General features: G+C 40.1%; 28 protein-coding genes. 20 read left to right on the top strand and 8 right to left on the bottom strand.

Translation table 11 applies throughout. The features are described from left to right. Window position 1: 1 nt before the first annotated feature. A complete protein-coding gene (erpA, locus tag MTN96_RS08400; protein ID WP_002958911.1) occupies window positions 2-340 on the top strand; it encodes an iron-sulfur cluster insertion protein ErpA in 339 nt (112 codons plus the stop codon). Window positions 341-388: 48 nt separating this feature from the next. Here the strand turns inward: erpA and MTN96_RS08395 are convergent, their stop codons facing one another. After that, window positions 389-577, bottom strand: coding sequence for a hypothetical protein (locus MTN96_RS08395; protein ID WP_004587152.1), 189 nt, complete (start codon window positions 575-577; stop codon window positions 389-391). A 499-nt stretch (window positions 578-1076) separates the two neighbouring features. Between MTN96_RS08395 and MTN96_RS08390 the strand changes: the two genes are divergently transcribed. Next, the gene (locus MTN96_RS08390) at window positions 1077-1316 is read left to right on the top strand and encodes a helix-turn-helix domain-containing protein (RefSeq protein ID WP_004587151.1); all 240 of its coding nucleotides are present in this window, start codon (window positions 1077-1079) and stop codon (window positions 1314-1316) included. Between the two features lie 71 nt (window positions 1317-1387). Here the strand turns inward: MTN96_RS08390 and MTN96_RS08385 are convergent, their stop codons facing one another. Genes MTN96_RS08385 through MTN96_RS08370 form a run of 4 tightly spaced genes read right to left on the bottom strand, consistent with a single transcriptional unit; the run spans window position 1388 to window position 5138 of the window. After that, entirely contained in the window at window positions 1388-2767 is a 1380-nt protein-coding gene (locus MTN96_RS08385; RefSeq protein WP_248531181.1) for an MFS transporter, read from the bottom strand. Between the two features lie 46 nt (window positions 2768-2813). Next, window positions 2814-3431, bottom strand: a complete 618-nt coding sequence (locus MTN96_RS08380) for a peptidylprolyl isomerase (protein WP_004587149.1) — start codon at window positions 3429-3431, stop codon at window positions 2814-2816. 2 nt (window positions 3432-3433) lie between these two features. Next, window positions 3434-3994, bottom strand: coding sequence for a YajG family lipoprotein (locus MTN96_RS08375; RefSeq protein WP_096042114.1), 561 nt, complete (start codon window positions 3992-3994; stop codon window positions 3434-3436). Between the two features lies 1 nt (window position 3995). After that, window positions 3996-5138, bottom strand: a complete 1143-nt coding sequence (locus MTN96_RS08370) for a methyltransferase (protein ID WP_024034301.1) — start codon at window positions 5136-5138, stop codon at window positions 3996-3998. 42 nt (window positions 5139-5180) lie between these two features. Between MTN96_RS08370 and MTN96_RS08365 the strand changes: the two genes are divergently transcribed. From MTN96_RS08365 to cyoE, 17 genes are all read left to right on the top strand, one after another. Continuing rightward, the gene (locus MTN96_RS08365) at window positions 5181-5792 is read left to right on the top strand and encodes an alpha-ketoglutarate-dependent dioxygenase AlkB (protein WP_096740006.1); all 612 of its coding nucleotides are present in this window, start codon (window positions 5181-5183) and stop codon (window positions 5790-5792) included. Window positions 5793-5847: 55 nt separating this feature from the next. Further along, the gene (locus MTN96_RS08360; RefSeq protein ID WP_004587145.1) at window positions 5848-6159 is read left to right on the top strand and encodes a BolA family transcriptional regulator; all 312 of its coding nucleotides are present in this window, start codon (window positions 5848-5850) and stop codon (window positions 6157-6159) included. Between the two features lie 123 nt (window positions 6160-6282). Continuing rightward, window positions 6283-7476: an enoyl-ACP reductase FabV gene (fabV, locus tag MTN96_RS08355; protein ID WP_024034299.1), complete on the top strand. Its 1194-nt coding sequence runs from the start codon at window positions 6283-6285 to the stop codon at window positions 7474-7476. 353 nt (window positions 7477-7829) lie between these two features. Beyond that, window positions 7830-9173: a Na(+)-translocating NADH-quinone reductase subunit A gene (locus MTN96_RS08350; RefSeq protein ID WP_004587143.1), complete on the top strand. Its 1344-nt coding sequence runs from the start codon at window positions 7830-7832 to the stop codon at window positions 9171-9173. Window positions 9174-9176: 3 nt separating this feature from the next. Continuing rightward, complete coding sequence (locus MTN96_RS08345) at window positions 9177-10379, top strand: NADH:ubiquinone reductase (Na(+)-transporting) subunit B (RefSeq protein ID WP_004587142.1); 1203 nt, start codon at window positions 9177-9179, stop codon at window positions 10377-10379. Next, window positions 10372-11124, top strand: a complete 753-nt coding sequence (locus MTN96_RS08340) for a Na(+)-translocating NADH-quinone reductase subunit C (protein WP_004587141.1) — start codon at window positions 10372-10374, stop codon at window positions 11122-11124. The genes MTN96_RS08345 and MTN96_RS08340 overlap by 8 nt, the downstream gene beginning before the upstream one ends. Continuing rightward, window positions 11124-11756: an NADH:ubiquinone reductase (Na(+)-transporting) subunit D gene (locus MTN96_RS08335; RefSeq protein WP_004587140.1), complete on the top strand. Its 633-nt coding sequence runs from the start codon at window positions 11124-11126 to the stop codon at window positions 11754-11756. Before MTN96_RS08340 ends, MTN96_RS08335 begins: the two co-directional genes overlap by 1 nt. Window positions 11757-11766: 10 nt before the next feature. After that, on the top strand, window positions 11767-12375 hold the full coding sequence (gene nqrE / locus MTN96_RS08330) for an NADH:ubiquinone reductase (Na(+)-transporting) subunit E (RefSeq protein ID WP_004587139.1): 609 nt from the start codon (window positions 11767-11769) through the stop codon (window positions 12373-12375). Window positions 12376-12393: 18 nt separating this feature from the next. Next, entirely contained in the window at window positions 12394-13623 is a 1230-nt protein-coding gene (gene nqrF, locus MTN96_RS08325) for an NADH:ubiquinone reductase (Na(+)-transporting) subunit F (protein WP_004587138.1), read from the top strand. 98 nt (window positions 13624-13721) lie between these two features. Beyond that, window positions 13722-14753, top strand: a complete 1032-nt coding sequence (locus tag MTN96_RS08320) for an FAD:protein FMN transferase (RefSeq protein WP_248531180.1) — start codon at window positions 13722-13724, stop codon at window positions 14751-14753. Window positions 14754-14915: 162 nt separating this feature from the next. Further along, the gene (nqrM, locus tag MTN96_RS08315) at window positions 14916-15128 is read left to right on the top strand and encodes a (Na+)-NQR maturation NqrM (RefSeq protein ID WP_004587136.1); all 213 of its coding nucleotides are present in this window, start codon (window positions 14916-14918) and stop codon (window positions 15126-15128) included. Window positions 15129-16302: 1174 nt separating this feature from the next. After that, window positions 16303-16722: a hypothetical protein gene (locus MTN96_RS08310; protein WP_055016845.1), complete on the top strand. Its 420-nt coding sequence runs from the start codon at window positions 16303-16305 to the stop codon at window positions 16720-16722. 310 nt (window positions 16723-17032) lie between these two features. Further along, window positions 17033-17986: a ubiquinol oxidase subunit II gene (gene cyoA / locus MTN96_RS08305; protein WP_154945878.1), complete on the top strand. Its 954-nt coding sequence runs from the start codon at window positions 17033-17035 to the stop codon at window positions 17984-17986. A gap of 2 nt (window positions 17987-17988) precedes the next feature. After that, window positions 17989-19977, top strand: coding sequence for a cytochrome o ubiquinol oxidase subunit I (gene cyoB / locus MTN96_RS08300; protein ID WP_004587446.1), 1989 nt, complete (start codon window positions 17989-17991; stop codon window positions 19975-19977). Further along, a complete protein-coding gene (gene cyoC / locus MTN96_RS08295; protein WP_248531179.1) occupies window positions 19974-20609 on the top strand; it encodes a cytochrome o ubiquinol oxidase subunit III in 636 nt (211 codons plus the stop codon). Before cyoB ends, cyoC begins: the two co-directional genes overlap by 4 nt. Beyond that, window positions 20609-20965, top strand: a complete 357-nt coding sequence (gene cyoD / locus MTN96_RS08290; protein WP_004587444.1) for a cytochrome o ubiquinol oxidase subunit IV — start codon at window positions 20609-20611, stop codon at window positions 20963-20965. Before cyoC ends, cyoD begins: the two co-directional genes overlap by 1 nt. Before the next feature lie 9 nt (window positions 20966-20974). Next, the gene (gene cyoE / locus MTN96_RS08285; RefSeq protein ID WP_248531178.1) at window positions 20975-21859 is read left to right on the top strand and encodes a heme o synthase; all 885 of its coding nucleotides are present in this window, start codon (window positions 20975-20977) and stop codon (window positions 21857-21859) included. Between the two features lie 55 nt (window positions 21860-21914). On the opposite strand, the gene MTN96_RS08280 is transcribed toward cyoE, so the two are convergent. Then, a complete protein-coding gene (locus MTN96_RS08280) occupies window positions 21915-22508 on the bottom strand; it encodes an FMN-binding negative transcriptional regulator (RefSeq protein WP_248531177.1) in 594 nt (197 codons plus the stop codon). Beyond that, the gene (locus tag MTN96_RS08275) at window positions 22508-23083 is read right to left on the bottom strand and encodes a GNAT family N-acetyltransferase (RefSeq protein ID WP_248531176.1); all 576 of its coding nucleotides are present in this window, start codon (window positions 23081-23083) and stop codon (window positions 22508-22510) included. The genes MTN96_RS08280 and MTN96_RS08275 overlap by 1 nt, the downstream gene beginning before the upstream one ends. A gap of 102 nt (window positions 23084-23185) precedes the next feature. Here MTN96_RS08275 and MTN96_RS08270 point away from each other — a divergent pair, with 102 nt between their 5' ends. Next, window positions 23186-24646, top strand: coding sequence for a PLP-dependent aminotransferase family protein (locus tag MTN96_RS08270; RefSeq protein WP_248451676.1), 1461 nt, complete (start codon window positions 23186-23188; stop codon window positions 24644-24646). 1 nt (window position 24647) lies between these two features. On the opposite strand, the gene MTN96_RS08265 is transcribed toward MTN96_RS08270, so the two are convergent. Beyond that, window positions 24648-25313: a hypothetical protein gene (locus tag MTN96_RS08265; RefSeq protein WP_248531175.1), complete on the bottom strand. Its 666-nt coding sequence runs from the start codon at window positions 25311-25313 to the stop codon at window positions 24648-24650. Window positions 25314-25327: the final 14 nt, after the last annotated feature.

Genomic DNA, 25327 nt, shown 5'->3' with positions numbered 1-25327 from the left:
AATGTCTGAAGAATTACCAATAAAGTTCAGCGATGCAGCTGCTGTTCGTGTTAAACAGTTAATCGACGAAGAAGAAAATCCAGATTTAAAACTGCGTGTTTACGTAACAGGTGGTGGTTGTTCTGGTTTTCAATATGGTTTTACTTTTGATGAAAAAGCAAATCCTGGCGATTTAGAAATAGTTAAAAATGGTGTAACCCTGGTTATTGACCCAATGAGTATTCAGTACTTAGTTGATGGCGAAGTGGATTACACAGAAGGGTTAGAAGGCGCACGCTTTTTTGTATCTAATCCTAATGCAACGACTACCTGTGGGTGTGGTGCAAGTTTTAGCGTTTAAGCAATTTACGCTTAGCTATTAAAGCCGCGTTAGCGGCTTTTTTAATGCCTAAAATTCAATTGGGCTGTAATGGGTAAACTGCATTATTAATACAAAAAAGCCTAATACAAAAGCAGAAAAGGCAAGTATGTATAAAAAGCCTTTCTTACCTTGTTTAATGGGTACTCCGTAGTGACGTAAAAACAAAAACCATAAAAAGCATAGTAAAATAGGCAACAAAAATAAGACTCTAAACATACTTCCTCTTTAGTCCCTTAGTTAGGGAAAAACGTTATTTATGGGAACTTTTTTACCCTTACTGTTGTTTAAACATCAATACAGCAAGGTTATTTGCACGTTAATTTGTAACAAAGTGCTTTTATCTTACAATTAATTTTTTAGGAAAAAACTTAATATTTTTGGTACGTTAACTTAAATATTCAGCATAAGTAAAGGTTAGTGGTTGGGTAAATTTATGCAAACTATGTAATTAATTATTTAACCGAACTGTTAATAGTATATAATGTATCCAAGAGTGAGACGGGCAAAATTTCACTCTTAATAAAAATAAACCTATATCCTATTTTTGCGGGTTAGCACTGAATAGATTGGTAGGTTGAATAAGTAGCAATACCTTTGCTTATTTAAGCAATAGCTTGCTATTGAATAATGTAGTGGGTATCTGCTTATATGCCTCCAATCATTGTGTGACTACTGCTTTGACGGGTATGTCATATCATCTAGTAGGAGATGTAAAATGATGGGCAAGACTGTTTCTTCTGAAGAAAACGAAAAGCTAACTAAATGGCTTAAAACAAAACGCCATGAAAAGGGTCATACAATGCGTAGCCTGGCACAAGTGCTAGGAACACCTCACTCATTTATCGGTAAGATTGAAAATCAAGAACGCCGCTTAGATGTTATTGAGTTTGTACGTTACTGTAATGCACTTGAAGTTGATCCGCATGAAGCGCTAGGCTTAATTAAAGCGGATTAATATTGTTTTGCTTAGGGTGTTATAAGGGGCACTTGAACGGCCTAAGCAAATCACGTTAATGCAGGGATGCATTACATATTTTTATGGTAATTTTGCTCTAACTGATAGAGCTTATGCCTAATCAAATATAAAAACACCAGCGAAGGTATTACCATTAATGCCGTTAACACAAAAAATAATGCCCAATTTCCCATTAGCCAATCATCAATAACCACACCACTGTAACTTGAAAGCAGTGTACGCCCTAAATTCCCAAGCGAAGCCAGTAATGCATAATGTGTTGCACTAAATGCCCGGTCACATAACATCGATATAAATGCCACCATAGCCACTAACGACCAAGCCTGAGTAAAGCCATCAATTACAATAGCAAAAGCGTATAAGCCTAAATTAGGGCCAACCAGCGCAATAGCCGAAAATGCTAAATTAGACCCCGCCATAGCAACGCCACTTATAAATAACCCTTTTACAATGCCGTACTTTTGATTGAACAAGCTGCCCACAAAGGTAAAAGCAATGGTGAGTACTGCAGTGCCTACTTTTGAAAAAGTAGCTATGTCGCTGTTGCTAAAGCCTATTTCTTTATAAAAAACAATCGACATACGCCCTAAAAAAGCTTCGCCTATTTTAAATAAGAAAATAAATGCTAATAAGGCAAGGGCTGTTTTAACCCCATTTTTAGCAAAAAAGGTTTTAAAGGGATCAACCACTGTAACGCCAAGCCAAGCAATCACTTTAGTAAAGGGCGTTTGCTTAATGCTGGCTAGTTTTTCAAGGTATACGCGCTCAAGCTCTGCGTGAACAGCTTCTCGGTTTGATTTAGGCTCTTTGGCAAACAACACGCCGCTCATTAGTATCAACATAACAGCGGCTAAAAAGTAATACACTTGTGGCCAATCTAAAGAGGGGATATCGGCCATGTAAAAAGGAATAGCACCCAGTAATGCGTAACCTGTCCACCAACCCGATGTGGACATAGCAGCAGCTGCAGTGGCTTTATGAGATTCGTTTTCGCTTAACGTGTCTATTCTAAAAGCATCAATTGCTATGTCTTGTGTGGCAGAGGCGACTGCGATAAGTAAACACAAGCCAGCGGCAATCGCTAAGTTTGCTTTTAAATCAAGCCCCGCTAAAAGCAGGGTGCCAATAAACATAAAGCTTTGGCAAAATAAAATCCAGCTGCGACGTTGCCCGAACCATTTGTACAATAACGGCAGTTTGGTTCTATCAATAAGCGGCGACCACATAAAATTAATGCTATATGCGCCAAATACAATACCAAATAAGCCAATCATACTTCGGCTTAGGCCTTCGTCTTTTAGCCAAGCCGACATCACAGAGCCAATCAGTACCCATGGAAAACCACTGCTCATACCAAATATAAAAATATTGATTAAACGTTTATCTTTAAAATACGAGAAATATTCGCTTACTGAGAGGGTTTTGCTCATAGGGCCTTCATTGGCGTTGGGTGCAACTTAGTTGCACCTCAGTGATTTATAATGGGGTTTGCTCAAGTACTTTAATATTTAAAATAACAACGGGCGTTTTTGGTACAAAGTCGTAGCCAATTTTTTCATTAAAGCCGGTTTCTACAGCCATAATTTTATCTAGCGTGTCGTAACCATCCATTACATTGCCAAACACGGCAAAGCCCCAATCTCTACCTGGGTTTAAATGATCGTTATCATCCATATTAAAAAAGAACTGGCGAGTTCCTGAATGCGGTTCACGGTCTTGATACGCCATAGCGATGCTGTACATATCATTTTTTAAACCATTGCCACTTTCGTTAAATATAGGGTCGTTTTCGTGTAAGCCATCAAGGTCTTTATCGTAGCCACCACCTTGTATTACAAAGTCACGGTCGTTTTCAACATCACGTTCTACACGGTGGAATATACTGCCTTGGTAACTTTTATCCATTACGTAGGTTAAAAAGTTATTTACCGTAATAGGGGCTTTTGAGCGGTCTAGCTCAACCACAATGCTACCCAATGACGTGACTATTTCTACACGCGGAAAAATATTGTCTTTTTGAACAAAACGGCCTTCTTGCGCGGCAAAGGTGCTTACACTAAATAGTAGGCTTAAGCAGATTAAAAATCGTTTCATTGTTAACCTTCTAAAAATTCAATTAATTCTGGGTCCGATACAATGCGGGTTATAATTTGTTCCGTCAACTTATTGAGTTGACCTTCAATTTTGGCGCGATCGTGGCTCAGCGGCCCTTCTAAATTAGCACTGCCACGATACACTTTACTAAAATTGCTGGTAGAGCGAATGACCCGTACGCCTAGCTCAATGTGCGCTTCGCTGGTATGGCTCATGAGCTTTTCAGTCACCTGTGCTTGTAAGGCATGAATGTCTAGTTCAAAGCGGGTTGTTGCTAGGTTAGAAATGCTTGCCCCGTTACGGTTTAGCGCGCTATCTAATACGCTTTTAACAGAGGTTACAATATCTTGGCTGGCAAAGGTTTTGGTTTTGTCCGACTCAACAAGCTTAAGGGTGGCGCTATCACCACGTAAATCAATAACGCTGGTACTTAAACTGGCTGAAATAACGCTAATTTGGCCACTTTTATAAACCGGGTTTAGTATCACTTGGTTTGGCTGGTTACTGCATGCGCTAAACACCAGCATGGAGCAACAGGCTAAAATAAATTTAGTTAATTTCATTTTATAGCATCCCACTATTTTTAGTTGCGCTGAGCACTACAAACTTTTTGTTTGAACCTAATAGCTTACAGTTACCAAACATACGATTTAATTTATCGTGATAATCTAAATGACGATTACCAATAATACGCAGCTCGCCACCTTCTTTTAATGTATCTTTTGCTTGTTTAAACATTTGCCACGCAATGTGGTCGGTAACAGCTTGGGCTTGGTGAAATGGAGGGTTACACAACACCATATCCACACTGTCTCTTGCAAAGCCGGTTAAACAATCGTTTTCTATAAATTGGCAATCATCAAATTTATTTGCTTGGTTAAGTTCTACATTTAAACGTGCAGATTCGACCGCCATGTACGACTCATCAACAAAGGTTACCGACGCATTTGGACAGCGTGATAACGTCATTAAACCCACCACACCATTACCACAACCTAAGTCGATAATGCTTTTTGCTTTTGAGGTTTGCGGCAAGTAATTAAAAAAGAACCGTGCACCTATATCTAACGAATCGCGCGAAAACACATTGGCATGGTTCGTTATATTAAAATCAGTGCCTTCCAGCTGCCAACTTACCGGGAAGTTAGCTTCTTTATAACCGCCTTTAGCTGTACTTAATATTAAACGCGACTTTTTAACGGCCAAGCTTGTTTTGGTCTCGCCAATAAATTGCTCAAACGCTTTTATAGTTGAGTTATGAATTTCTTTTGTTTTACCCGCGGCAATAACCGGTGTGCCAGGGGCAAGTACTTCACTCAACTCGCTTAATTGAAACTGTAAAAACCCGACGTTACGCGGTATTTTTATAAGTACTAAATCAACCTCTTCAGGCAGCGCAGATAAGCTATCTAACTGTGTAAATTGGGCTGTTGATAGTTTATTTTCTTTTAAATTATAGGCTGCAGCTTGGTGGCTAATATAAGAATCGTTAACTGAACAAACCGTTAATTCACTAAAATAACAGGCAAGAGCACCAAACGCGTCGTTTAAAATTAGTAATGAGCGACAATCAGGGTGATGTTCGTTAACATAATTGATAAGGTACTCGTCGGCCGAATCCCACGCTTGTAAACTGCGGTTTTTTTGATCCAAAGGGAAACGTTCAAGAGTAAATGTTTTATCGCCTAGCTGGGCTTGCGTCGTCATAATGGTTTGTTGATCAGTAATCTAATGTAGGTAAATTCTAACATGCAACGGCAAAACGCCAACCCCCAACAGTTACCAAACGGCTTTTCTTATCAAAGTAAGGCGCTTAGTGCGCAAAAAAGCCTCGATTTATTTTATTATTTACAAAAACATCTTAATTGGCAGCAGCCTAATGTCACTGTGTATGGCAGAACAGGGCCCATTCCACGTTTGCAATGTTTTATGAGCGACTTAAATATTGAATATGGTTACTCACACAGTAAACAAACAGTAGAGCCGTGGGATGAGGTGCTTTTAGCAATGCGAAAACGTTTAGAGCGACATTTAAATAAGCCGCTTAATTCGTTATTAGTTAATTATTACCGTGATGGTAACGACACCATGGGCTGGCACAGTGATGATGAAATAGAACTAGGCCCTGAACCTACCATTGTATGTATATCACTTGGTGCTGAGCGCGTACTCAAATTAAAACAAAAAGCCACCAATAAAGTCACCGACTTAAAATTACAAAGCGGTAGTTGCTTAGTGATGAGTGGGCATAGTCAGCGCGACTACCAGCACGCAATCCCCAAACAAACTACGCTTGCTCACCCACGGATCAGCTTAACGTACCGCTTTATTGAGCACATTAAACAAAAGCAATTTAGTTAGTTAAATTAACTTGTTATAGTAGCTGCACAAATCAGTGACTAAATATGGTGTTTTAATGTCAATGCAACAACAAATTCAAGACAAGCTTAGTAGCGCGATTGCCTGTAAGCATTTAAACGTAATTAACGAAAGCCATATGCACAGCGCCGGTACTGAGTCGCATTTTAAAGTAATTGTGGTAAGTGAAGAGTTTGCGGGTAAACGATTACTACAGCGCCACCGCCAAATTAACGAAGTACTAAAAGATGAGCTAGCAAATCACATTCATGCCTTAGCAATTCATACGTACACGCCAGATGAATTTTCAGAGCAGGGTGGCGAAGCACCTGACTCTCCAAATTGTATGGGCGGCTCAAAGCTAAATTAACCACAATGTACGTTAGCCAATATAATAGGGGTATTTGATCAGGTTTAACTGATCAGATCAGTGTTTTTAGTATTAGCCTTTAAACTAGCGCTAATTTTTATTGTAAAAGATATAGGATGATCAATGGTCATTAAGCCTAAAATTCGTGGATTTATTTGTACTAACGCACACCCTGTAGGATGTGCAGAGCATGTTCAAGAGCAAATTAACTATGTAAAACAACAAGGCGAATTAAAAGATGCGCCTAAAAATGTACTCGTAATTGGTGCATCTACTGGTTACGGCTTAGCGTCTCGTATTACGGCGGCATTTGGCGGTGGGGCTAAAACACTGGGTATTTTCTTTGAAAAAGAAGGTACAGAGCGTAAAACAGGTTCTGCTGGTTGGTACAATACAGCAGCATTTCAAGACGCTGCAGATGAAGCTGGGCTTTGGTCAAAAAATATTAATGGCGATGCGTTTTCTAACGAAATTAAGCAAAAAGCAATCGAGACAATCAAAGCAGATTTAGGCAAAGTAGACTGTATTATTTACAGCTTAGCATCGCCTCGTCGTACCGATCCAAATACAGGTGAGGTGTATTCATCTACACTTAAACCTATTGGCAGTGCTGTAACTACAAAAAATTTAAATACGTCAAAGCGCGAAATTGACGAAGTAACAGTAGAAGCCGCAAGCCAAGATGACATCGACAACACCATTAAAGTGATGGGCGGTGAAGATTGGGAAATGTGGATTGATGCATTAAAAGAAGCAGACGTACTAGCCGATAACTTTAAAACCACGGCTTATACTTATATAGGTAAAGAGTTAACGTGGCCAATCTACGGGCACGCAACAATAGGTAAAGCAAAAGAAGATTTAGACCGAGCAACTGCTGCAATTAAAGAATCGACAAAAGATTTAAATGGTCAAGCCTATGTGTCGTCTTTAAATGCTGTTGTTACTCAGGCAAGTTCTGCTATTCCAATTATGCCGCTATATATCTCTGCTTTATTTAAAGTAATGAAAGCCGATGGCACTTATGAAGGCACTATTGAGCAAATTCATGCTTTATTTAGCGAAAACCTATACGGTGAAAACCCACGCTTTGACGAAGGCGGCCACTTATTCCAAAACTACAAAGAGCTAGAAGACGATGTACAAGCACGTGTGCAAGCTGTTTGGGATAAAGTAGACACGAGCTCAATTGATGAGCTAACCGATTATGTAGGCTACCATAACGAATTTTTACGTTTATTTGGTTTTGGCATTGACGCTGTTGACTATGAGCAAGATGTAGATGCAGTGAAGCCAATTGCAAACATGATTGACTAATCATACTTTGTAATTATAAAAAGTCGCTTATTGCGGCTTTTTTGCTTTTAGTGTTTTAGATATTTTGTGGCAGTTAGGTGCTTAGGCTACCACTTTGGTCTACCTTGATTTTTATTTAAAACACTTAACAAAACTAAATAAGCGTTTCTGTCGTATAATTTTCATAAATACACTCGCATAGTCGTACATAATGATGTTAAAATCGAAGCAATATGTGAGGAGTTTTACTGCGTTGCTTGTTTGATATTCCTAGCAAGTTGTTCTTTTGTACCTTGATATATCTTGGATAACTCAAGTGGCGACGTGGTTGATACGATTTTTCAGTTTCTTTCCGTTAATTAATGCAAGTGCGTATGATCAACATAAAAAAAGGTCTGGATTTACCCATAGAGGGCGCGCCTCAGCAAGTTATTCATGATGGTTCTGCCATCAAACGTGTAGCTGTGCTAGGTGAAGAGTTTATCGGTATGCGTCCAACCATGCATGTTCGTGTGGATGACCAAGTCAAAAAAGGCCAGGTACTTTTTGAAGACAAAAAGAACCCAGGCGTCCTATTTACTGCACCAGCTTCTGGTACAGTAAAAGAAATTAATCGTGGTGCTAAACGTGTGCTGCAATCTGTTGTTATTGAAGTAAACGGCAGTGAGCAAATCACCTTTGACTCTTTCAATGCAGATGAGCTTGCAAGCTTATCGCGTGAAAAAGCCAAAGAAGTACTTGTTCAGTCAGGTCAATGGACAGCACTTCGTGCTCGGCCATTTAGCAAAATAGCTGCGTTGGATGCAAATCCTAGCTCTATATTTGTAACCGCTATTGACACAAACCCTCTTGCTGCAGATCCTGCAGTAATTATTGCCGAAAATGCAGCTGCATTTGAAGCGGGTCTTGCTGTTGTTTCGCGTTTGACCGATGGCAAAGTATTTGTATGTAAGCAAGCTGGCAGTCAAGTTCCTAGCTCGTCTATCGCTCAAGTAGAAGTACATGAGTTCGGTGGCGTGCATCCAGCAGGCTTAGTTGGTACTCATATTCATCACCTTGATGCAGTATCTGTTAATAAACAAGTTTGGCATATTGGTTACCAAGACGTTATCGCGTATGGTCACTTATTCCTTACTGGTGAAATCAACACAGACCGTGTTATTTCGCTTGCAGGTCCTCGCGTTAAAAACCCTCGTTTAGTGAAAACACAACTAGGTGCTTCATTAGATGATTTAGTGGCAGGCGAATTAGAAGACGGTGATAACCGTGTTATTTCTGGTTCTGTTTTATCTGGCGCTATTTCTTCAGGTCCTCATGCATTCTTAGGCCGCTACCACGTTCAAGTATCTGTTTTACTTGAAGGTCGCGAAAAAGAGCTGTTTGGTTGGATTGCACCAGGTAGTGATAAATTCTCTGTAACGCGTACATTCCTTTCTCACCTTGCACCGAGTCGTTTATTTAAAATGACAACGTCTACAGGTGGTTCAAAACGTGCCATGGTACCAATTGGTAGCTACGAGCGCGTAATGCCGCTAGATATTTTGCCAACCCTATTATTACGTGACTTAATTTCACGTGACTTAGACAGTGCAATTTCATTAGGCGCGCTTGAACTTGATGAAGAAGATTTAGCGTTATGTACCTTCGTTTGTCCGGGCAAATACGAGTATGGTTCTATCCTACGCGATTGCTTAACAACGATCGAGAAGGAAGGCTAAGAGATGGGTTTAAAGAAATTTTTAGAAGACATTGAGCCGCATTTTGAACCAGGTGGTAAACACGAAAAATGGTACGCCCTGTATGAAGCAGCCGCGACTATTTTTTACACGCCAGGTTATGTAAATAAAGGCGCAACTCACGTTCGCGATAATATCGACCTAAAACGCATGATGATTTTAGTGTGGATGGCGACGTTCCCAGCTATGTTTTTTGGTATGTTCAACATCGGTCATCAGGCCGCAGGTGCTTTAGCACAAGGTTTTGAACTAGCAAACTCTTGGCAGGTTGGCTTGTTCCAGTTATTTGGTGGTGAATTAACCGCTGAGTCGGGCTGGGGCGCTAAAATGTTCTACGGGGCATGCTTCTTCTTACCAATATACGCCGTTACTTTTGCAGTAGGTGGTTTTTGGGAAGTACTATTTGCTTCTGTGCGTAAGCATGAAGTTAACGAAGGTTTCTTCGTAACCTCTGTATTATTTGCACTTATTTTGCCTGCGACTATTCCTTTATGGCAAGTGGCGTTAGGTATTACGTTTGGTGTTGTTATTGCTAAAGAAATCTTTGGTGGTACAGGCCGTAACTTCTTAAACCCTGCATTAGCGGGCCGTGCGTTTTTATTCTTCGCATACCCTGCACAAATTTCAGGTGACACAGTATGGACTGCAGTAGACTCGTTCTCTGGTGCAACTATGCTAGGTCAAGCGTTTGTAGGCACTCTTGATTACAGCAACATGGAGCTATGGTGGAATGCGTTTTACGGTTTCATTCAAGGTTCTGTAGGTGAGACATCTACGCTTGCTGTGCTTATTGGTGGCTTATTCTTAATTTACGTTCGCATCGCTTCTTGGCGCATTGTACTAGGTGTATTCCTAGGTATGGTGGCAACTGCATTCTTATTAAATGCGGTTGGCTCTGAGAGCAATCCTGTATTTGCAATGCCTTGGCATTGGCATTTAGTACTGGGTGGTTTTGCGTTTGGTATGTTCTTTATGGCTACTGACCCTGTATCAGCTGCATTTACCGATAAAGGTAAGTTCGCATACGGCGCGCTTATTGGCTTTATGGTAGTTATGATCCGTGTAGTAAACCCTGCTTTCCCAGAAGGCATGATGCTAGCAATCTTATTTGCTAACTTATTTGCTCCACTGTTCGATCACTTTGTAGTGCAAGCTAATATCAAGCGGAGGTTGGCACGTAATGTCTAGTAATAACGAATCAATCGGCAAAACGTTAACGGTTGTTGTAGCACTATGTTTAGTGTGTGCAATTATTGTATCGTTTGCTTCTGTACAGCTTCGTCCTTTACAGCAAGCTAATAAAACTCAAGATATTCAACGTAATATCTTAGCAGCAGCTGATATTGAAATCGCAAACTCTGTATCTGACACATTCGATGGCAAAATCGAAGCACGTGTTGTTGATATGGACACTGGCGAATTTGTTGAAGATGCTGATCCAAACTCATTTGATTTCGAAAAATCGAAATTCGACCAACAAAGAAGTTTTGCACTTAAAGCAGAAGGGATTAAGGACATCGCTGGTATTCAGCGTATGACTAAAAACTCACCTGTTTACATCTCTAAAAAAGAAGATGGTTCTACAGATGCAATCATTTTACCTATCCAAGGTTACGGCCTTTGGGGTGTAATGTATGGTTTCTTAGCGCTTGAAAGCGATGGCGAAACAGTTAAAAACATCAACTTTTACAAGCATAGCGAAACACCAGGCCTGGGTGGCGAAATTCAAAACCCACAATGGACAGCTAAATGGCAAGGTAAAGAGTTACCTATTAACATTATGAAAAGCGGTGCTAGCAACGAACATCAAATTGATGGTTTATCAGGTGCTACACTAACTTCTAATGGTGTTGATCACACAGTTGACTTTTGGACTGGTGAAAACGGCTTTGGTCCTTTCCTTGCGAAGGTACGTGAAGGAGCGTTGAAATAATGGCTGATACTAAAGAAATGAAGTCGGTCCTATTTGGTCCGGTTTTAGCTAACAACCCAATCGCATTACAAGTACTTGGTATTTGTTCTGCTCTGGCGGTAACGTCTAGCTTAAAAAATGCCTTAATCATGTCAATTGCTTTGACATTAGTAACGGCGTTTTCTAGCTTGTTCATTTCAAGCATTCGTAACCACATACCTTCATCAGTACGTATTATCGTACAGATGACGATCATTGCTTCACTAGTAATTGTTGTAGACCAAGTGTTACAAGCATTCTCTTACGCTACGGCGAAAGAGCTTTCTGTATTCGTTGGCCTAATCATTACTAACTGTATTGTAATGGGTCGTGCTGAAGCGTACGCAATGAAGTCGCCACCACTTATGTCATTTTTAGATGGTATTGGTAATGGCTTAGGCTACTCAGTGGTATTACTTACTGTTGGTTTCATTCGTGAGCTATTTGGTAAGGGAACACTATTCGGTGTTGATATTATCCCATTAGTACAAGATGGTGGTTGGTATCAACCTATGGGTCTATTGATTTTACCACCGAGTGCATTCTTCATCATTGGTTTATTCATATGGGTACTTCGTACTTATAAGAAAGACCAAGTAGAAGCTAAAGCGTAAGGGGCAAGCAGTGGAACATTATATTAGTTTATTTGTAAAAGCGGTTTTTATTGAAAACTTAGCTTTAGCTTTCTTCCTAGGTATGTGTACTTTCTTAGCAGTATCTAAAAAAGTAACTACATCAATTGGCCTAGGTGTAGCCGTTATTGTGGTACTGGGTATTTCTGTACCAGTAAATAACTTGGTTTACCATGCCGTACTTGCACCGGGTGCATTAGAGTGGCTTGGTTACCCTGAAGCAGACCTTAGCTTTTTACGTTTCTTAACGTTCATTGGTGTTATTGCAGCACTTGTGCAAATTTTGGAAATGGCATTAGATAAGTTTTTCCCTGCACTTTACAACGCATTAGGTATCTTCTTACCACTAATCACAGTTAACTGTGCAATTTTTGGTGCGGTATCATTCATGGTTGAGCGTAACTATAACTTCGGCGAGTCTGTTGTTTATGGTGTTGGCGCTGGTGTTGGTTGGGCGCTTGCAATTACATTACTTGCAGGTATCCGTGAGAAAATGAAATATTCAGACGTGCCAGACGGCCTACGTGGTTTAGGTATTACCTTCATCACTGTTGGTTTAATGGGTCTTGGCTTTATGTCATTCTCTGGTATTTCACTGTAAAGGTAGCGAGGATAAATCATGAGTTATGAGATTTTCTTAGGCGTTGGTGTTTTCATCGCTATCGTTGTACTACTAGTTTTAGTTATCATTGGTGCTAAATCTAAGTTAGTTGCAAGCGGTGACATCATCATCGGTATTAATGGCGATCCAGACAAAGCCATTAAAACATCAGCAGGTAGCAAGCTTTTAGGCGCGCTATCTGAATCAGGTATTTTCGTATCATCTGCGTGTGGTGGCGGTGGCTCTTGTGGTCAGTGTCGTGTACACATTAAAGAAGGTGGTGGCGATATCTTACCAACAGAACTTGATCACATTTCTAAAGGTGAAGCCCGTGAAGGCTGTCGTTTAGCGTGTCAGGTAAATGTTAAAAACGACATGGAAATTGAACTTGAAGAGTCAATTTTCGGTGTTAAAAAATGGGATTGTGAAGTTATCTCTAACGATAACAAAGCAACGTTCATTAAAGAGCTTAAGCTACAAATTCCAGATGGCGAATCAGTGCCTTTCCGTGCGGGTGGTTACATCCAAATCGAAGCGCCTGCTCACCATGTTAAATACGCAGATTTCGATATTCCTGAAGAGTATCGTGGCGACTGGAATCACTTTGGTTTCTTCGACCTGGAGTCAAAAGTAGACGACGAAACAATTCGTGCATACTCAATGGCTAACTACCCAGAAGAAGAAGGCATTATCATGCTTAACGTGCGTATTGCTACGCCGCCGCCAAGAAACCTAAGCCTACCATGTGGTAAAATGTCATCGTACATTTGGTCACTTAAAGCAGGCGACAAGGTAACTATTTCAGGTCCATTTGGTGAGTTCTTCGCTAAAGACACCGACGCTGAAATGGTATTCGTAGGTGGTGGTGCAGGTATGGCACCAATGCGTTCACATATCTTTGACCAACTTAAGCGTTTAAACTCTAAGCGTAAGATTAGTTTCTGGTATGGTGCACGCTCTGAGCGTGAAATGTTCTATGTTGAAGATTTCGACGGCCTAGCAGCTGAAAACGATAACTTTGTATGGCATACCGCATTGTCTGATCCACAACCAGAAGATAACTGGGAAGGTTACACAGGCTTTATCCATAACGTACTTTATGAAAACTACTTGAAAGATCATGAAGCGCCAGAAGATTGTGAGTTCTACATGTGTGGTCCTCCAATGATGAACGCGGCTGTTATCGGCATGCTTAAAGACCTAGGTGTAGAAGACGAAAACATCTTACTAGATGACTTCGGTGGCTAACACCCATATCAAAACAGCTTAGTTTTGGTTAAAATACGGGCCTCGTCGCACTTTGTGCTACGGGGCTTTTTTTATTTTATTTTACATGGGCTAATTTAATGAACAGAGTAAGCAGTTCTCAAGGCGCTATCAGTATTTTTTTATTAACTATAATGCTATTTATCTCTGGCTGTGGGGCTGATAAAACACCTCAGGAGGTATTTTTAGAAGGCAAAACGATGGGCACCACCTATCATATTAAATACTTTGCCGACGATAAAAGCGTTGATGCCACTAAATTACAGCAGCAAATAGATACGCAATTGAAAGCGGTTAATCAGTCTATGTCTACGTATATCCCCGATTCTGAAATTAACACATTTAATAAATTACCCGCCAACCAGGTTATGCCAATTAGTGAAGACTTTAGGGCTGTGGTGAGTGAATCGATTCGTTTATGTAAGTCGACCAAAACGCTCGATGTAACGATGGGCCCGTTAATAGATTTATGGGGCTTTGGACCTGATAAAAAACCAACTAAGCGCCCAAGTGATGAAGCACTTGCTGCAATGATTGAAAAAATTGGTGTAGATAAACTTAATCTTACTGAGCAGGGCCTTGCTAAAACAGTTGATGGTTTAGAGCTGTCGTTTTCGGCCACAGCGAAAGGGTATGGCATTGATAAAGTAGCGCAATTACTTGAAAGCCAAAATATTAGTAACTACATGGTAGAAATAGGTGGGGAGCTGCGCATTGGCGGTGAAAAGCCAAATAACCAAGATTGGAAAATCGCGATAGAGCAGCCAGATGCGCCACCAGGCGAGCGAAAAGTTCACCGTGTATTAGCGCCCAGTACGAATGGCATTGCAACATCAGGTGACTACCGTATTTTTTATAAAATGGATGGCGAAACTTACACTCATTTAATTGACCCAGTAACAGGCATGCCAATCAAACATGACTTAGTGTCGGTTACTGTATTACATCCTAGTGCAATGACCGCAGATGGCTTAGCAACCGCATTAACGGTTATGGGAATGGACGATGCTAAAGCATACGCTGAAAAGCACGATTTACCTGTGTACTTAATGGCTAAATCAGACAAAGGCATTGTGACTTACGCGAGCACTGCATTTAAACCTTATTTGTAATATAATGGCGTTTAGCTAAAACTTTATTAGTGCTAAACGCATATTACAACCGATTTTTTGAAATAGACTTCTCTCGCATCTATGTGGGTTTTGGGTGTATAATTTAGCGGTCGCTCAACAATGTTTGAGCATAATTTATTGCTGATCAATAGGGGCTAAGCAATGTCACTTTTTCTTCTTACATTTGGTTTATTAATTTTAATCGTGATAGCTATGGCTGTTGGTATGATCGTGCAAAGAAAATCTATGGCAAGTAGTTGCGGTGGATTAGGCTCGGTAGGTATTGATAAAGCCTGTGATTGTGACGATCCATGTGATAAGCGTAAAAAGCGTATGGCTAAAGAGCAAGCCTGGAAAGAAAACCAAATTATTTAAGCAGTAGCTTAATGATAAAAAGCGCCTTATGGCGCTTTTTTTGTACCTGTATATTTAGTGCTCATATCTTCTTTTAATTAAACACAACCTTAATGTATTAGACCAAGGTCTATAGTTTAGTTTTTTTCACCTATTAGGTTTATTTTTCTCGTTTGTCAAATTGGAGCTAACACTCTAAAGTTTAACCATAGACACAGAGCAAGGCTCCAGTCATAAGCTTGAGGCATAAAAGTTAGCCTCGCTTAAAAGAATCTTTATATTGTGTGTGAAGATGTTGTCAGTGTGAAAGGCAACTCAAGTTCGGTGGATTCACTTCCATAAATAACAGCTTGAGTTGTTTTTATTCTCTACAATTGCCACGCAGTGTAAACCAAGAATCTTTATATTGTGTGTGAAGATGTTGTCAGTGTGAAAGGCAACTCAAGTTCGGTGGTGACTTAGCTTGAGTTGTTTTTATTCTCTACTATTGCCGCGCAGTGTAAACCAAGAATCTTTATATTGTGTGTGAAGATGTTGTCAGTGTGAAAGGCAACTCAAGTTTGGTGGTGACTTAGCTTGAGTTGTTTTTATCTCCTACAATTGCCACGCAGCGTAAACCAAAAATCTTTATATTGTGTGTGAAGATGTTGTCAGTGTGAAAGGCAACTCAAGGTCGGTGGTGACCGGTTTTGAGTTGTTTTTATTCCCTACAATTGCCACGCAGTGTAAACCAAGAATCTTTATATGTGTGTGAAGATGTTGTCAGTGTGAAAGGCGGCTCAAGTTCGGTGGTGACTGAATTTGGGCTGTTTTTGTTTGTGCGGCTTTATTTTTAACTTCATTAATCCCCCTTATCTCTACTCCTCAAGCTTCCTAAATATAAAATATTTATAAACTAAGTCTTTATTTTTATTATGTTATTTTTTATTAACAAAATAGCTGCGAAAGCTTAACGCAAAACTTTATATTTTTTGTTGAACCGAAAACTGTCTTTGTTATACTCAGCATCGAACTTTCAGTAAGTTTTGAAAGTTTGTTTGATACGGATCAATTCTCACTAGGTAAATGTGTGCTAGCCGGTTTGATTGTATTTAGCACCTCGTTTTAGGGCTTACAGCAGCAATGTTTTTTAATTTTTCCGTTGCGCGCTTTATTACTCTAATTTTGTTATTAGTCATTTAGTAGGTTAATGTCTTTGAACACACTTTCTTTGCATCATACAAATACGGCTTTTGCTTCTAGCAAACCGCAAACGTGTGAGCGCTTGAATAAAGCGGGCAAGGGCGTGTGTGTCGCTATAACATTATTAGTGTTTAATACGGTAATGCTGCTAAGTGGTGCATTAGAGGATGCCTTTCAGCTTGAAGCGTTGTTTAGCAATGGCTCTATTGTTGAGCCTGTTTTGCTGCACATTACGCAATTTTTAGCTCATCCGATCATATCTAGTCAGTTACTCATTGGCCTTTGCTGGTTATTGTTCCATATTTTTCCGGCGCGTCGTGCTGGAATAATCCTTCGTAAAGCCGCTTTCGCTTTTCGCGAGGCAAAAGTACACCAACCTGTGTCCGCTGCACATGGTTGTCGTGCTCCACCTAGCTTTACAGGTTGTCTGTAAGGCTTCACTTGTTGCTGGTTTTAATTATTTTTTCTTGCTGTAAATAATTAAAGTTTGCATTAGCAATGTAGCCGCGTGTTTTAAACACGTCAGCCAACCAACACTCACCCAAGTTAACTTTTATTACGTTATATAAATGCGTTTAGAAGCTGGGTTTGTTGCTAGGTATTTTTTGCATCCACTTGCAGCGGGTTCAGTCCCCTTTATTTTTATAATTTAGTTCTAGTTAACTTGGGTTTTTATTGAAAAATCGTTGCTTAATTTTTATTCAAAGCAGCAAATTAAAACTCTAGGTTTGTAGGATACTCCCTTGTTAATTCGTAACCTTTGTAATATTGCTTTAGCTAGTACGGTGCTGGCGTTGTCAGGCTGTAAAGGCGGGATACTCGATCCAAAAGGCCAAATAGGTATTGATGAGAAAAACTTAATCATCATTGCTACTGTCCTTATGCTGCTCGTAGTAATCCCCGTTATTGTGATGACTTTGTATTTCGCATGGAAATACCGAGACACACAAGATCATGAAATTTATGCACCAAAATGGGCTCATTCAAATAAGATTGAAGCCGTTGTTTGGGCTGTTCCTATTGTTATCGTTATTATTTTAGGTGTTATTACCTGGCAGTCTACCCAAGACCTAGACCCCTATAAACCTATTGAAGGTAAAGGCGAGCACCTCACTGTAGAGGTGGTTTCATTAAACTGGAAGTGGCTATTTATTTACCCAGAGCAAGGTATTGCAACGGTAAATGAATTGGTATTTCCGGCAAATGTGCCGGTGGAATACAAAATCACTTCAGAAAGCACAATGAACTCGTTTTTTATTCCTCAGCTAGGTAGTCAAATTTATTCTATGGCAGGCATGGAAACCAAGCTTCATTTAATCGCAAACGAGCCGGGCACATTTAAAGGCTTTTCTGCTAATTACAGTGGCGCAGGTTTTACCGGTATGAAGTTCAATGCCATTGCCACCCCAACACAAGCTGATTTTGACACGTGGGTAACAAGCGTTAAAGCCAATGCTAATAACCTCACTCATGCTAATTACGTTGAGCTTGCAAAAGCCAGTGAAAACAATCCTGTTGCCTATTATGGCAAGGTCGACGACGGCCTATTTCATACCATTGTTATGAAGTATATGCAGGCACATGGCGATATGAACAAAAAACATCAAGCGATGAGCGATCATGGGCAAATGAGCAAAAAGCACCATGAAATGAATGAACACGCAATGCCTTCATCTCACAGCCAGGGCGAGGAATAATAATGTCGTTTTTAGGTAAACTTTCACTCGACGCAATTCCGTTTCATGAGCCAATTATAATGGTTACCATGACGGTGATAGCGATTGCCGGGCTTATTATTGCCGGGCTTATTACTAAATATAAAAAGTGGGGCGTGCTTTGGCACGACTGGATCACCTCTGTTGATCATAAACGCTTAGGCGTAATGTACATCTTTTTAGCATTAATAATGCTGTTTCGTGGTTTTTCTGATGCCATTATGATGCGTGCGCAGTTAGCACTTGCTACTAGCGGTGCACCTGGTTATTTGCCTCCTGAGCATTACGACCAAATATTTACAGCGCACGGCGTTATCATGATCATATTTATGGCTATGCCATTTATGATTGGCCTAATGAACATTGTATTGCCACTGCAAATTGGCGCACGCGATGTCGCTTTTCCATTTTTAAATAACTTAAGTTTTTGGTTTACTGCCAGCGGTGCCATTTTAATTAACTTGTCGCTTGTATTTGGTGAGTTTGCAAAAACAGGTTGGGTGGCGTATCCGCCGCTTTCGGAGCTGACCTTTAGCCCTGGGGTGGGGGTTGATTATTATATTTGGGCCTTGCAAATTTCCGGACTCGGTACGCTTTTAACTGCAGTAAACTTTTTAGCGACTGTGTTTAAAATGCGTGCCCCAGGTATGACCCTAATGAAAATGCCAATTTTTACATGGGCATGTACATGGGCAAATATCTTAATTGCAGCATCTTTCCCTATTTTAACTGCTGTGCTGGGCATGCTAACGCTTGACCGTTACCTTGATTTTCACTTTTTTACCAATGCAGCGGGCGGCAACGCCATGATGTACATCAACCTGTTTTGGGCGTGGGGTCACCCTGAGGTTTATATTTTAGTACTGCCTGCTTTTGGTATATTTTCTGAAATTATCTCAACCTTTGCCGGTAAACGTTTATTTGGTTACAAATCGATGGTGTATGCCAGCGGTGCAATCTCTATTTTAGGTTTTATTGTTTGGCTACACCACTTTTTCACCATGGGGTCGAGCGCCAACGTTAATGCGTTCTTTGGGGTAATGACCATGGTTATTGCCGTCCCTACTGGCGTTAAGCTATTCAACTGGTTGTTTACCATTTACCGCGGCCGTTTACGTATCAGCGTTCCTGTACTTTGGACATTAGGCTTTATGGTTACCTTTACAGTAGGCGGTATGACCGGCGTACTACTGGCTATTCCGGGTGCCGATTACGTGTTGCATAACAGTTTATTCTTAATTGCGCATTTCCATAACACAATTATTGGTGGCGCTGTATTTGGCTACCTTGCAGGTTTTGTATTTTGGTTCCCTAAAGCAATGGGCTTTAAGCTTAGCGAAAAATGGGGTAAAGCGTCTTTTTGGTGTTGGATAGTTGGTTTCTTCGTGGCGTTTATGCCGTTGTATGTACTTGGTTTCTTAGGTATGACACGTCGCTTAAACCACACTAATAACCCAGATTGGAACATGTGGTTATACATTGCAGCAGGCGGTGCTGTCATTATTATGTTTGGTATTATTTTCCAAGTCGTGCAGCTATTTGTCAGCTTTAGAGATCGCGAAGCACTTGACGATACAACCGGCGATCCGTGGAACGGCCATACACTAGAATGGGCAACTAGCTCACCTCCACAAGTGTATAACTTTGCCACTATTCCTCACGTTGATGACATTGATGCCTGGACCGAAGCGAAAGAAAAAGGCCAAGCGTATCAAACAAAAGCAAGCTACAGCCCAATTCATATGCCTAAAAACACAGCATCTGGGGTGTTAATTGCAGCAAGCTTAACTGTATTTAGCTTTGCCATGATCTGGCATATCTGGTGGTTAGCTGCCGTTGGTTTTGTTGGCGCAATTGCCTTATTTATCAAGCGTTGTTACACCAGCGATGTTGATTACTATATACAACCTGATGAAATCGCACGTATTGAAGCTGCGTATAATTCTAGTGGAAATAAGGAGCTAAGCGCGTGAGTACACTATCTGCGAATGTAGAAACTGCCCATTTAGACTCAGTTTCGCACGATGATCATGCACATGAGCATCACGATACCTCTGGCGATACAATCTTTGGCTTTTGGTTATACCTAATGACCGATTGCCTATTATTTGCCTCGTTTTTTGCCACTTACGCCGTGCTGTTTATGAACACAGCCGGTGGTGTATCAGGTAAAGACATTTTTGAACTCGACTTTGTCGCTGTAGAAACAGCGGCGCTACTCATTAGTAGTATTACTTTTGGCTTTGCCATGATTGCCGCACAAGGGCAAAAAAAGGCAGTAACACTCACCTGGTTGTTTATTACCTTTTGTTTAGGTGCTGTGTTTATAGGCATGGAAATTTACGAATTTCACCACCTAATTGTGCATGGTAATGGTCCACAGCAAAGTGCCTTTTTAACCTCATTCTTCTCGTTAGTAGGCTTACATGGTTTACACGTAACTGCGGGTCTAATTTGGATGAGTATTATGATGATAGAAGTGGCTAAACGTGGCTTAGGTAAACAAACAGTGACACGCTTAAGCTGCCTAAGCCTATTTTGGCACTTCTTAGACATTGTTTGGATTTGTGTATTTACCGTTGTTTATTTAATGGGAGCAATGTAATGAGCCACAGCGAAGCGCACGCGTTAAAGCAAATGCAAAACGAGCACCATGATGAGTCTCATGGCAGTGTTAAAACGTACTTAATAGGCTTTGTGCTATCAATAATTTTAACCGCCATACCGTTTTACATGGTAATGGAAGGCGACTTTTCAAAAGTAACTACGCTTTGGAGCATTGTTACTTTAGCTATTGTACAAATTTGGGTGCACTTAAAATACTTTTTACACCTTAATTTTACGACAGAAGATGGTCGTGCAAGTACCTTCTCATTTTTATTCAGTGCCCTAATTATCGTCATGGTTGTTGGGTTATCGGTTTGGATAATTTACGAATCTAACGCAATGATGATGTACTAGGAGTTGAAGATGTTTCGTCGTTATTTATCAGTGACTAAGCCAGGCATTATTATGGGCAACCTTATCAGCGTTGCAGGCGGTTTTTTACTTGCCTCGCGCGGGGTTATAGACCCATGGCTAATGGTTGTTACGCTTATTGGCTTGTCACTTGTGGTTGCATCGGGCTGTGCTATCAACAATGTAATTGATAGGGACATAGATGTAGCCATGGCACGTACTCGTACGCGGGTTACAGTAACAGGCGAAATGTCGGCCTTTGCTGCACTGAGTCACGGGGTCTTATTGGGTGTTGTAGGGTTTGGTTTACTCATTGCTTACACCACACAAGCCGCGGTATTTTTTGCAGCGTTTGGCTATGTCATTTATGTTGGGGTTTATAGCCTTTACATGAAGCGCAACTCTGTTTATGGCACGTTTGTGGGTAGTCTTTCTGGCGCAGTGCCCCCTGTTGTAGGTTACTGCGCTGTAACCGGGCAGTTCGATATAGGTGCATTAATACTATTAGTTATGTTTAGTCTGTGGCAAATGCCGCATTCATATGCCATTGCTATTTTTCGCTTTAAAGATTACCAAGCCGCAGGTATTCCCGTATTACCCGTAGCGCAAGGTATTGATAAAGCGAAGCGCCATATTATACTTTATATTGCTGTGTACGCTTTAGTTGTCATGCTATTACCAATAAGTGGTTACACTGGCGCCGCCTTTATGGCTGTGGCGTGTATTACCAGTTTTTGGTGGTTACTTATGGCACTGCGTGGCTATCGCCGTAATATTAATTTAACGAGCTGGGCACGCCAAGTGTTTGCTTTTTCTATTATAAATATTACAGCACTCAGTATTGCTATGGCCGTTGACTACCACAGCGCAGCGCCACAACTGCTTACACTGATATAATTTTTTAAAGCTTTATATTTCCAAAGTTAATCCAAAGGCTCGAAAGGGCCTTTTTTCATGTTTGAAATAAAGCGGCAATAGAGTGTTTATGAGCTTGCTTTAGGTTTTCTTTTATTTGGGCTCTAATTTCTGCTGATTTATTTTGGCTTAGCTTAAAGTTTCCACTCCAGTGAGTGGGAGTAAACTCTATAAAGCTTAATTGTTGATACATTGCTTGGCGACTGCGTGTAGGCATATCATTAATATTCCACATGGGCTTAAAGGTTTGCTCAAAATGGGTTGTTAATTGACTCATTATCTTTTCTTTCTCGCTGTCGCTTTTAATAATCACTACCTTTGAAGTGACTTGTACTGATGAGTAAAGCCAGCTTGGCAGTGTTTTATTATTACTATACGAGGGAGATAGATAGCAGCTAGCACCATTAAAGTGTAATTTTACAGAGCGTTTATCACATTGTGTTAGCGGGTTATGTTTAGATACGTGTGCAATGAATACATCACGAATGGGATCATATAGTACAGGTACATGGCATATATTATTTAAATCACTTTGCGAGCTGGGCGTTAAAATACTCGCTAGCGGAAATTGCTCAACCAATGCCTGCAAACGTTTAATATCATGCTCTTGAAAATGCGAAGGTGGGTACATTAGAGCTTCTCCTCTAGTTGCAATTTTATGTTCGGCCATTGCTCATCAACTATGCTAAATTTTGCTGTGTTTCTATAGCTACCATTGCTGAGCTTTCTATCTTTATAAGCGAGTCCTTCAAAACGTGCACCTAAACGTGCAATAGCATTACGTGATTTTTGATTATATTCATGAGTATTAAATGTAATTCTCACTAAATTAAGATCATCAAATGCGTATTTGAGCAGTAAAAATTTAGCATGTGTATTTATGTAAGTTCGCTGCCAGTCATTACTAATAAAGGTGTGGCCTATTTCAGCACTCAGGTTGTGTTTATCTAATTTAAATAATCGTGTTGTACCTACTACTTGCTGTGTATTTGTGTCAATAATCGCAAAAACAATCTGTTCGTCTTTATTAAATTGCGCCTGTGTTAAAAACCACTCTTTTAGCGTTTCAGGGGTTTTTGTGTAGTTAACTAGTACCCATTGCCATACTTTAGGGTGCTTACCTGCTTTGTATAATCCATTTAAGTGTCTATGGTTTAGTGGTTCTAAAACAACCTTGTTTGTTTTATGTATATGCTGAGTGAACATTATTCGCTCCATTTTTTGCTATTAAAGAGCAATAAATGTACGCTTATTTGGTTTAGTAAAAACAACCAGAATATAACTTTTACCTATACCAGTTAGAAATACATGCAGCCACTTAATATAGAATTTAATAAGCAATATAAGGCAAAGTATTTGCAGCTAGCGCAAGCTATTCGTACTGCAATTATTGAAGGTGATATTGCGGTTGGCGCTAAGTTAAGTTCAGCTAGAGAGATGGCGAAAGCTTATCAATTAAATCGCCATACAATAATGAATGCTTTACAACTATTAGTGGCTGAGGGATGGTTAGAGTCTCATGAGCGTAGTGGTTATAAGGTAACGCAAACCTTACCTATCCAAGGCAGCGCTAATACTAAGCAAGTGCCAGTCTTAACACCTAAAGCCTATAAATTTGCCAAAGAGTTAGCAGTTCCAGCTCCTGCAATGAATTTAAATAATTATAAGTATAATTTTGCAGGTGGGCTTCCCGATCTTAATAGCTTCCCATATAAAGAATTTAAACGCTCCTTAAGTCATGTTTTTAACCATGTAGATACCAGTAAATTTCATTATGGTGATATAAGCGGTGTGAGTGAGTTAAAAGTGCAAATAAGCAATTACTTATATAAAGCGCGTAACTTAAAAACAAGCGACCTACTCGTGTGTAATGGCTCACAAGAAGCACTATTTTTAATCTCGAAAGCATTTATTAGCACTAACGATTTTGTTGCTGTAGAAACGTTAGGGTATCCACCAGCCCGTAAAGCTTTTGCGGCATGTGGCGCACAATTAGTAGATATAAAACAAGATGAATACGGTTTATGTATTGATGATTTGAAAGCGCAACTTAGCCGCTTCTCAATTAAAATGCTGTACTTAACACCGCTGCATCAGTACCCGACAACTGTGACTTTATCGCCTACACGGCGTATGCAAATTTATCAGTTATGTTACCAACATGGCGTAATGATTATAGAGGATGACTATGACCATGAGTTTCATTACCAATGTCACCCGTTACAACCAATGGCAGCGGATGACCCTGCGGGTATAGTAATTTACCTTTCTACATTCTCTAAAATTATGTTTTCCGCAGCCAGAATCGGTTACATTTGCGCTGCCCCTGCTGTTATCGCACAGCTTAATGCGTGGAAGCAGTTAATGAATCATAAAAATGATGTGGTTATGCAATTAGCTTTAGCGCACTTTATGAAAGAAGGTGCGTTTGAACGTCATTTAAAGCGAATGACTAAGCTATATAAGCATAGGTATGAAGCTATGGATAACTCATTAAGAGCACTGCAGGTGAAAGGTTTACCTATTGAGTATAAAAAGCCCGATGGTGGGATGGCAATGTGGGTTAACTTAAACATAGATACGGCTAATATTAAAAAGCATCTACACAAGCGCAGTATTTATTTGCAAACAGAATCAGAGTTTTATTTCTGCGACTCTTATAGAAGCTTAAAACCTAAACACTTTAGTTACTTGCGTCTAGGCTTTGCTGGCCAGTCAGTGGAAGTCATGCAAGAAGGTATAAACATAATTGCTGAGTATGCTTATTAAGCTATTTATTTAAACTTTCTGCTTCGTAAAACAAAGGTTTTAGGGTGCCGCAGTTTATAAATTTATACGTTAACTCATTCTGGCTAGGAAGGAGCGTTGAGGTTCTAAACTTTTGCATACAGGCATTTACCAAATCTACAAAAATTAAGTGGCTGAAACTAGGTGCTTGGCTAATTTTATGTATGTAAATTCGCTCTGTGCTACCTAGGTCTATCATGTCGTATTCTTGCCACTGGCTAGGTTTAGCTAAATTTTTTAATTGGCGAGCATATAGCTGTTTACTCATTTCTATAGTTCTGTTTGTGTAAATTAGGCTGCCTGCTTTTTTGTAATTGCCCTCGTACACATCTGCGGTAATGGTTATTTCTTCACCGCGCATTAAGCGTTGAATATTAAAAGGTTTGGGCTTTAGCGTTATAAGCTCTGCGTTGCGCACAATATCTAAAAAAGCCACATCGGGGTTTTTAATCCTATACACCACTTGTACATCGTGCGGTAATTTATAGCCAGGTAAGTTAAACGCATAAATTCCTGAACCTTTATTCACCAGTGCTATTGCATGCTCAGCCTTGTATTTGGGGTTGAGCGGGGGCAATTCTGCTGCCTCTTCCTCAGCAAAAGCGTATCCGCTTATAGTAATGAGCAACAAAGTAAGAAGTAAACGCATAATAATCTCAATTA

This window comes from Pseudoalteromonas sp. 2CM28B (genome assembly GCF_023161935.1).
Note: the sequence above shows the minus strand (reverse complement) of the source record. Positions and strands in the feature narration are given on the sequence as shown.

Excerpts from the sequence above, each read along its gene's own strand:
- erpA (WP_002958911.1), top strand. The coding sequence starts at position 2 with ATGTCTGAAGAATTACCAATAAAGTTCAGCGATGCAGCTGCTGTTCGT.
- MTN96_RS08395 (WP_004587152.1), bottom strand. The coding sequence starts at position 577 with ATGTTTAGAGTCTTATTTTTGTTGCCTATTTTACTATGCTTTTTATGG.
- MTN96_RS08390 (WP_004587151.1), top strand. The coding sequence starts at position 1,077 with ATGATGGGCAAGACTGTTTCTTCTGAAGAAAACGAAAAGCTAACTAAA.
- MTN96_RS08385 (WP_248531181.1), bottom strand. The coding sequence starts at position 2,767 with ATGAGCAAAACCCTCTCAGTAAGCGAATATTTCTCGTATTTTAAAGAT.
- MTN96_RS08380 (WP_004587149.1), bottom strand. The coding sequence starts at position 3,431 with ATGAAACGATTTTTAATCTGCTTAAGCCTACTATTTAGTGTAAGCACC.
- MTN96_RS08375 (WP_096042114.1), bottom strand. The coding sequence starts at position 3,994 with ATGAAATTAACTAAATTTATTTTAGCCTGTTGCTCCATGCTGGTGTTT.
- MTN96_RS08370 (WP_024034301.1), bottom strand. The coding sequence starts at position 5,138 with ATGACGACGCAAGCCCAGCTAGGCGATAAAACATTTACTCTTGAACGT.
- MTN96_RS08365 (WP_096740006.1), top strand. The coding sequence starts at position 5,181 with ATGCAACGGCAAAACGCCAACCCCCAACAGTTACCAAACGGCTTTTCT.
- MTN96_RS08360 (WP_004587145.1), top strand. The coding sequence starts at position 5,848 with ATGTCAATGCAACAACAAATTCAAGACAAGCTTAGTAGCGCGATTGCC.
- fabV (WP_024034299.1), top strand. The coding sequence starts at position 6,283 with ATGGTCATTAAGCCTAAAATTCGTGGATTTATTTGTACTAACGCACAC.
- MTN96_RS08350 (WP_004587143.1), top strand. The coding sequence starts at position 7,830 with ATGATCAACATAAAAAAAGGTCTGGATTTACCCATAGAGGGCGCGCCT.
- MTN96_RS08345 (WP_004587142.1), top strand. The coding sequence starts at position 9,177 with ATGGGTTTAAAGAAATTTTTAGAAGACATTGAGCCGCATTTTGAACCA.
- MTN96_RS08340 (WP_004587141.1), top strand. The coding sequence starts at position 10,372 with ATGTCTAGTAATAACGAATCAATCGGCAAAACGTTAACGGTTGTTGTA.
- MTN96_RS08335 (WP_004587140.1), top strand. The coding sequence starts at position 11,124 with ATGGCTGATACTAAAGAAATGAAGTCGGTCCTATTTGGTCCGGTTTTA.
- nqrF (WP_004587138.1), top strand. The coding sequence starts at position 12,394 with ATGAGTTATGAGATTTTCTTAGGCGTTGGTGTTTTCATCGCTATCGTT.
- MTN96_RS08320 (WP_248531180.1), top strand. The coding sequence starts at position 13,722 with ATGAACAGAGTAAGCAGTTCTCAAGGCGCTATCAGTATTTTTTTATTA.
- nqrM (WP_004587136.1), top strand. The coding sequence starts at position 14,916 with ATGTCACTTTTTCTTCTTACATTTGGTTTATTAATTTTAATCGTGATA.
- cyoB (WP_004587446.1), top strand. The coding sequence starts at position 17,989 with ATGTCGTTTTTAGGTAAACTTTCACTCGACGCAATTCCGTTTCATGAG.
- cyoD (WP_004587444.1), top strand. The coding sequence starts at position 20,609 with ATGAGCCACAGCGAAGCGCACGCGTTAAAGCAAATGCAAAACGAGCAC.
- cyoE (WP_248531178.1), top strand. The coding sequence starts at position 20,975 with ATGTTTCGTCGTTATTTATCAGTGACTAAGCCAGGCATTATTATGGGC.
- MTN96_RS08280 (WP_248531177.1), bottom strand. The coding sequence starts at position 22,508 with ATGTACCCACCTTCGCATTTTCAAGAGCATGATATTAAACGTTTGCAG.
- MTN96_RS08275 (WP_248531176.1), bottom strand. The coding sequence starts at position 23,083 with ATGTTCACTCAGCATATACATAAAACAAACAAGGTTGTTTTAGAACCA.
- MTN96_RS08270 (WP_248451676.1), top strand. The coding sequence starts at position 23,186 with ATGCAGCCACTTAATATAGAATTTAATAAGCAATATAAGGCAAAGTAT.
- MTN96_RS08265 (WP_248531175.1), bottom strand. The coding sequence starts at position 25,313 with ATGCGTTTACTTCTTACTTTGTTGCTCATTACTATAAGCGGATACGCT.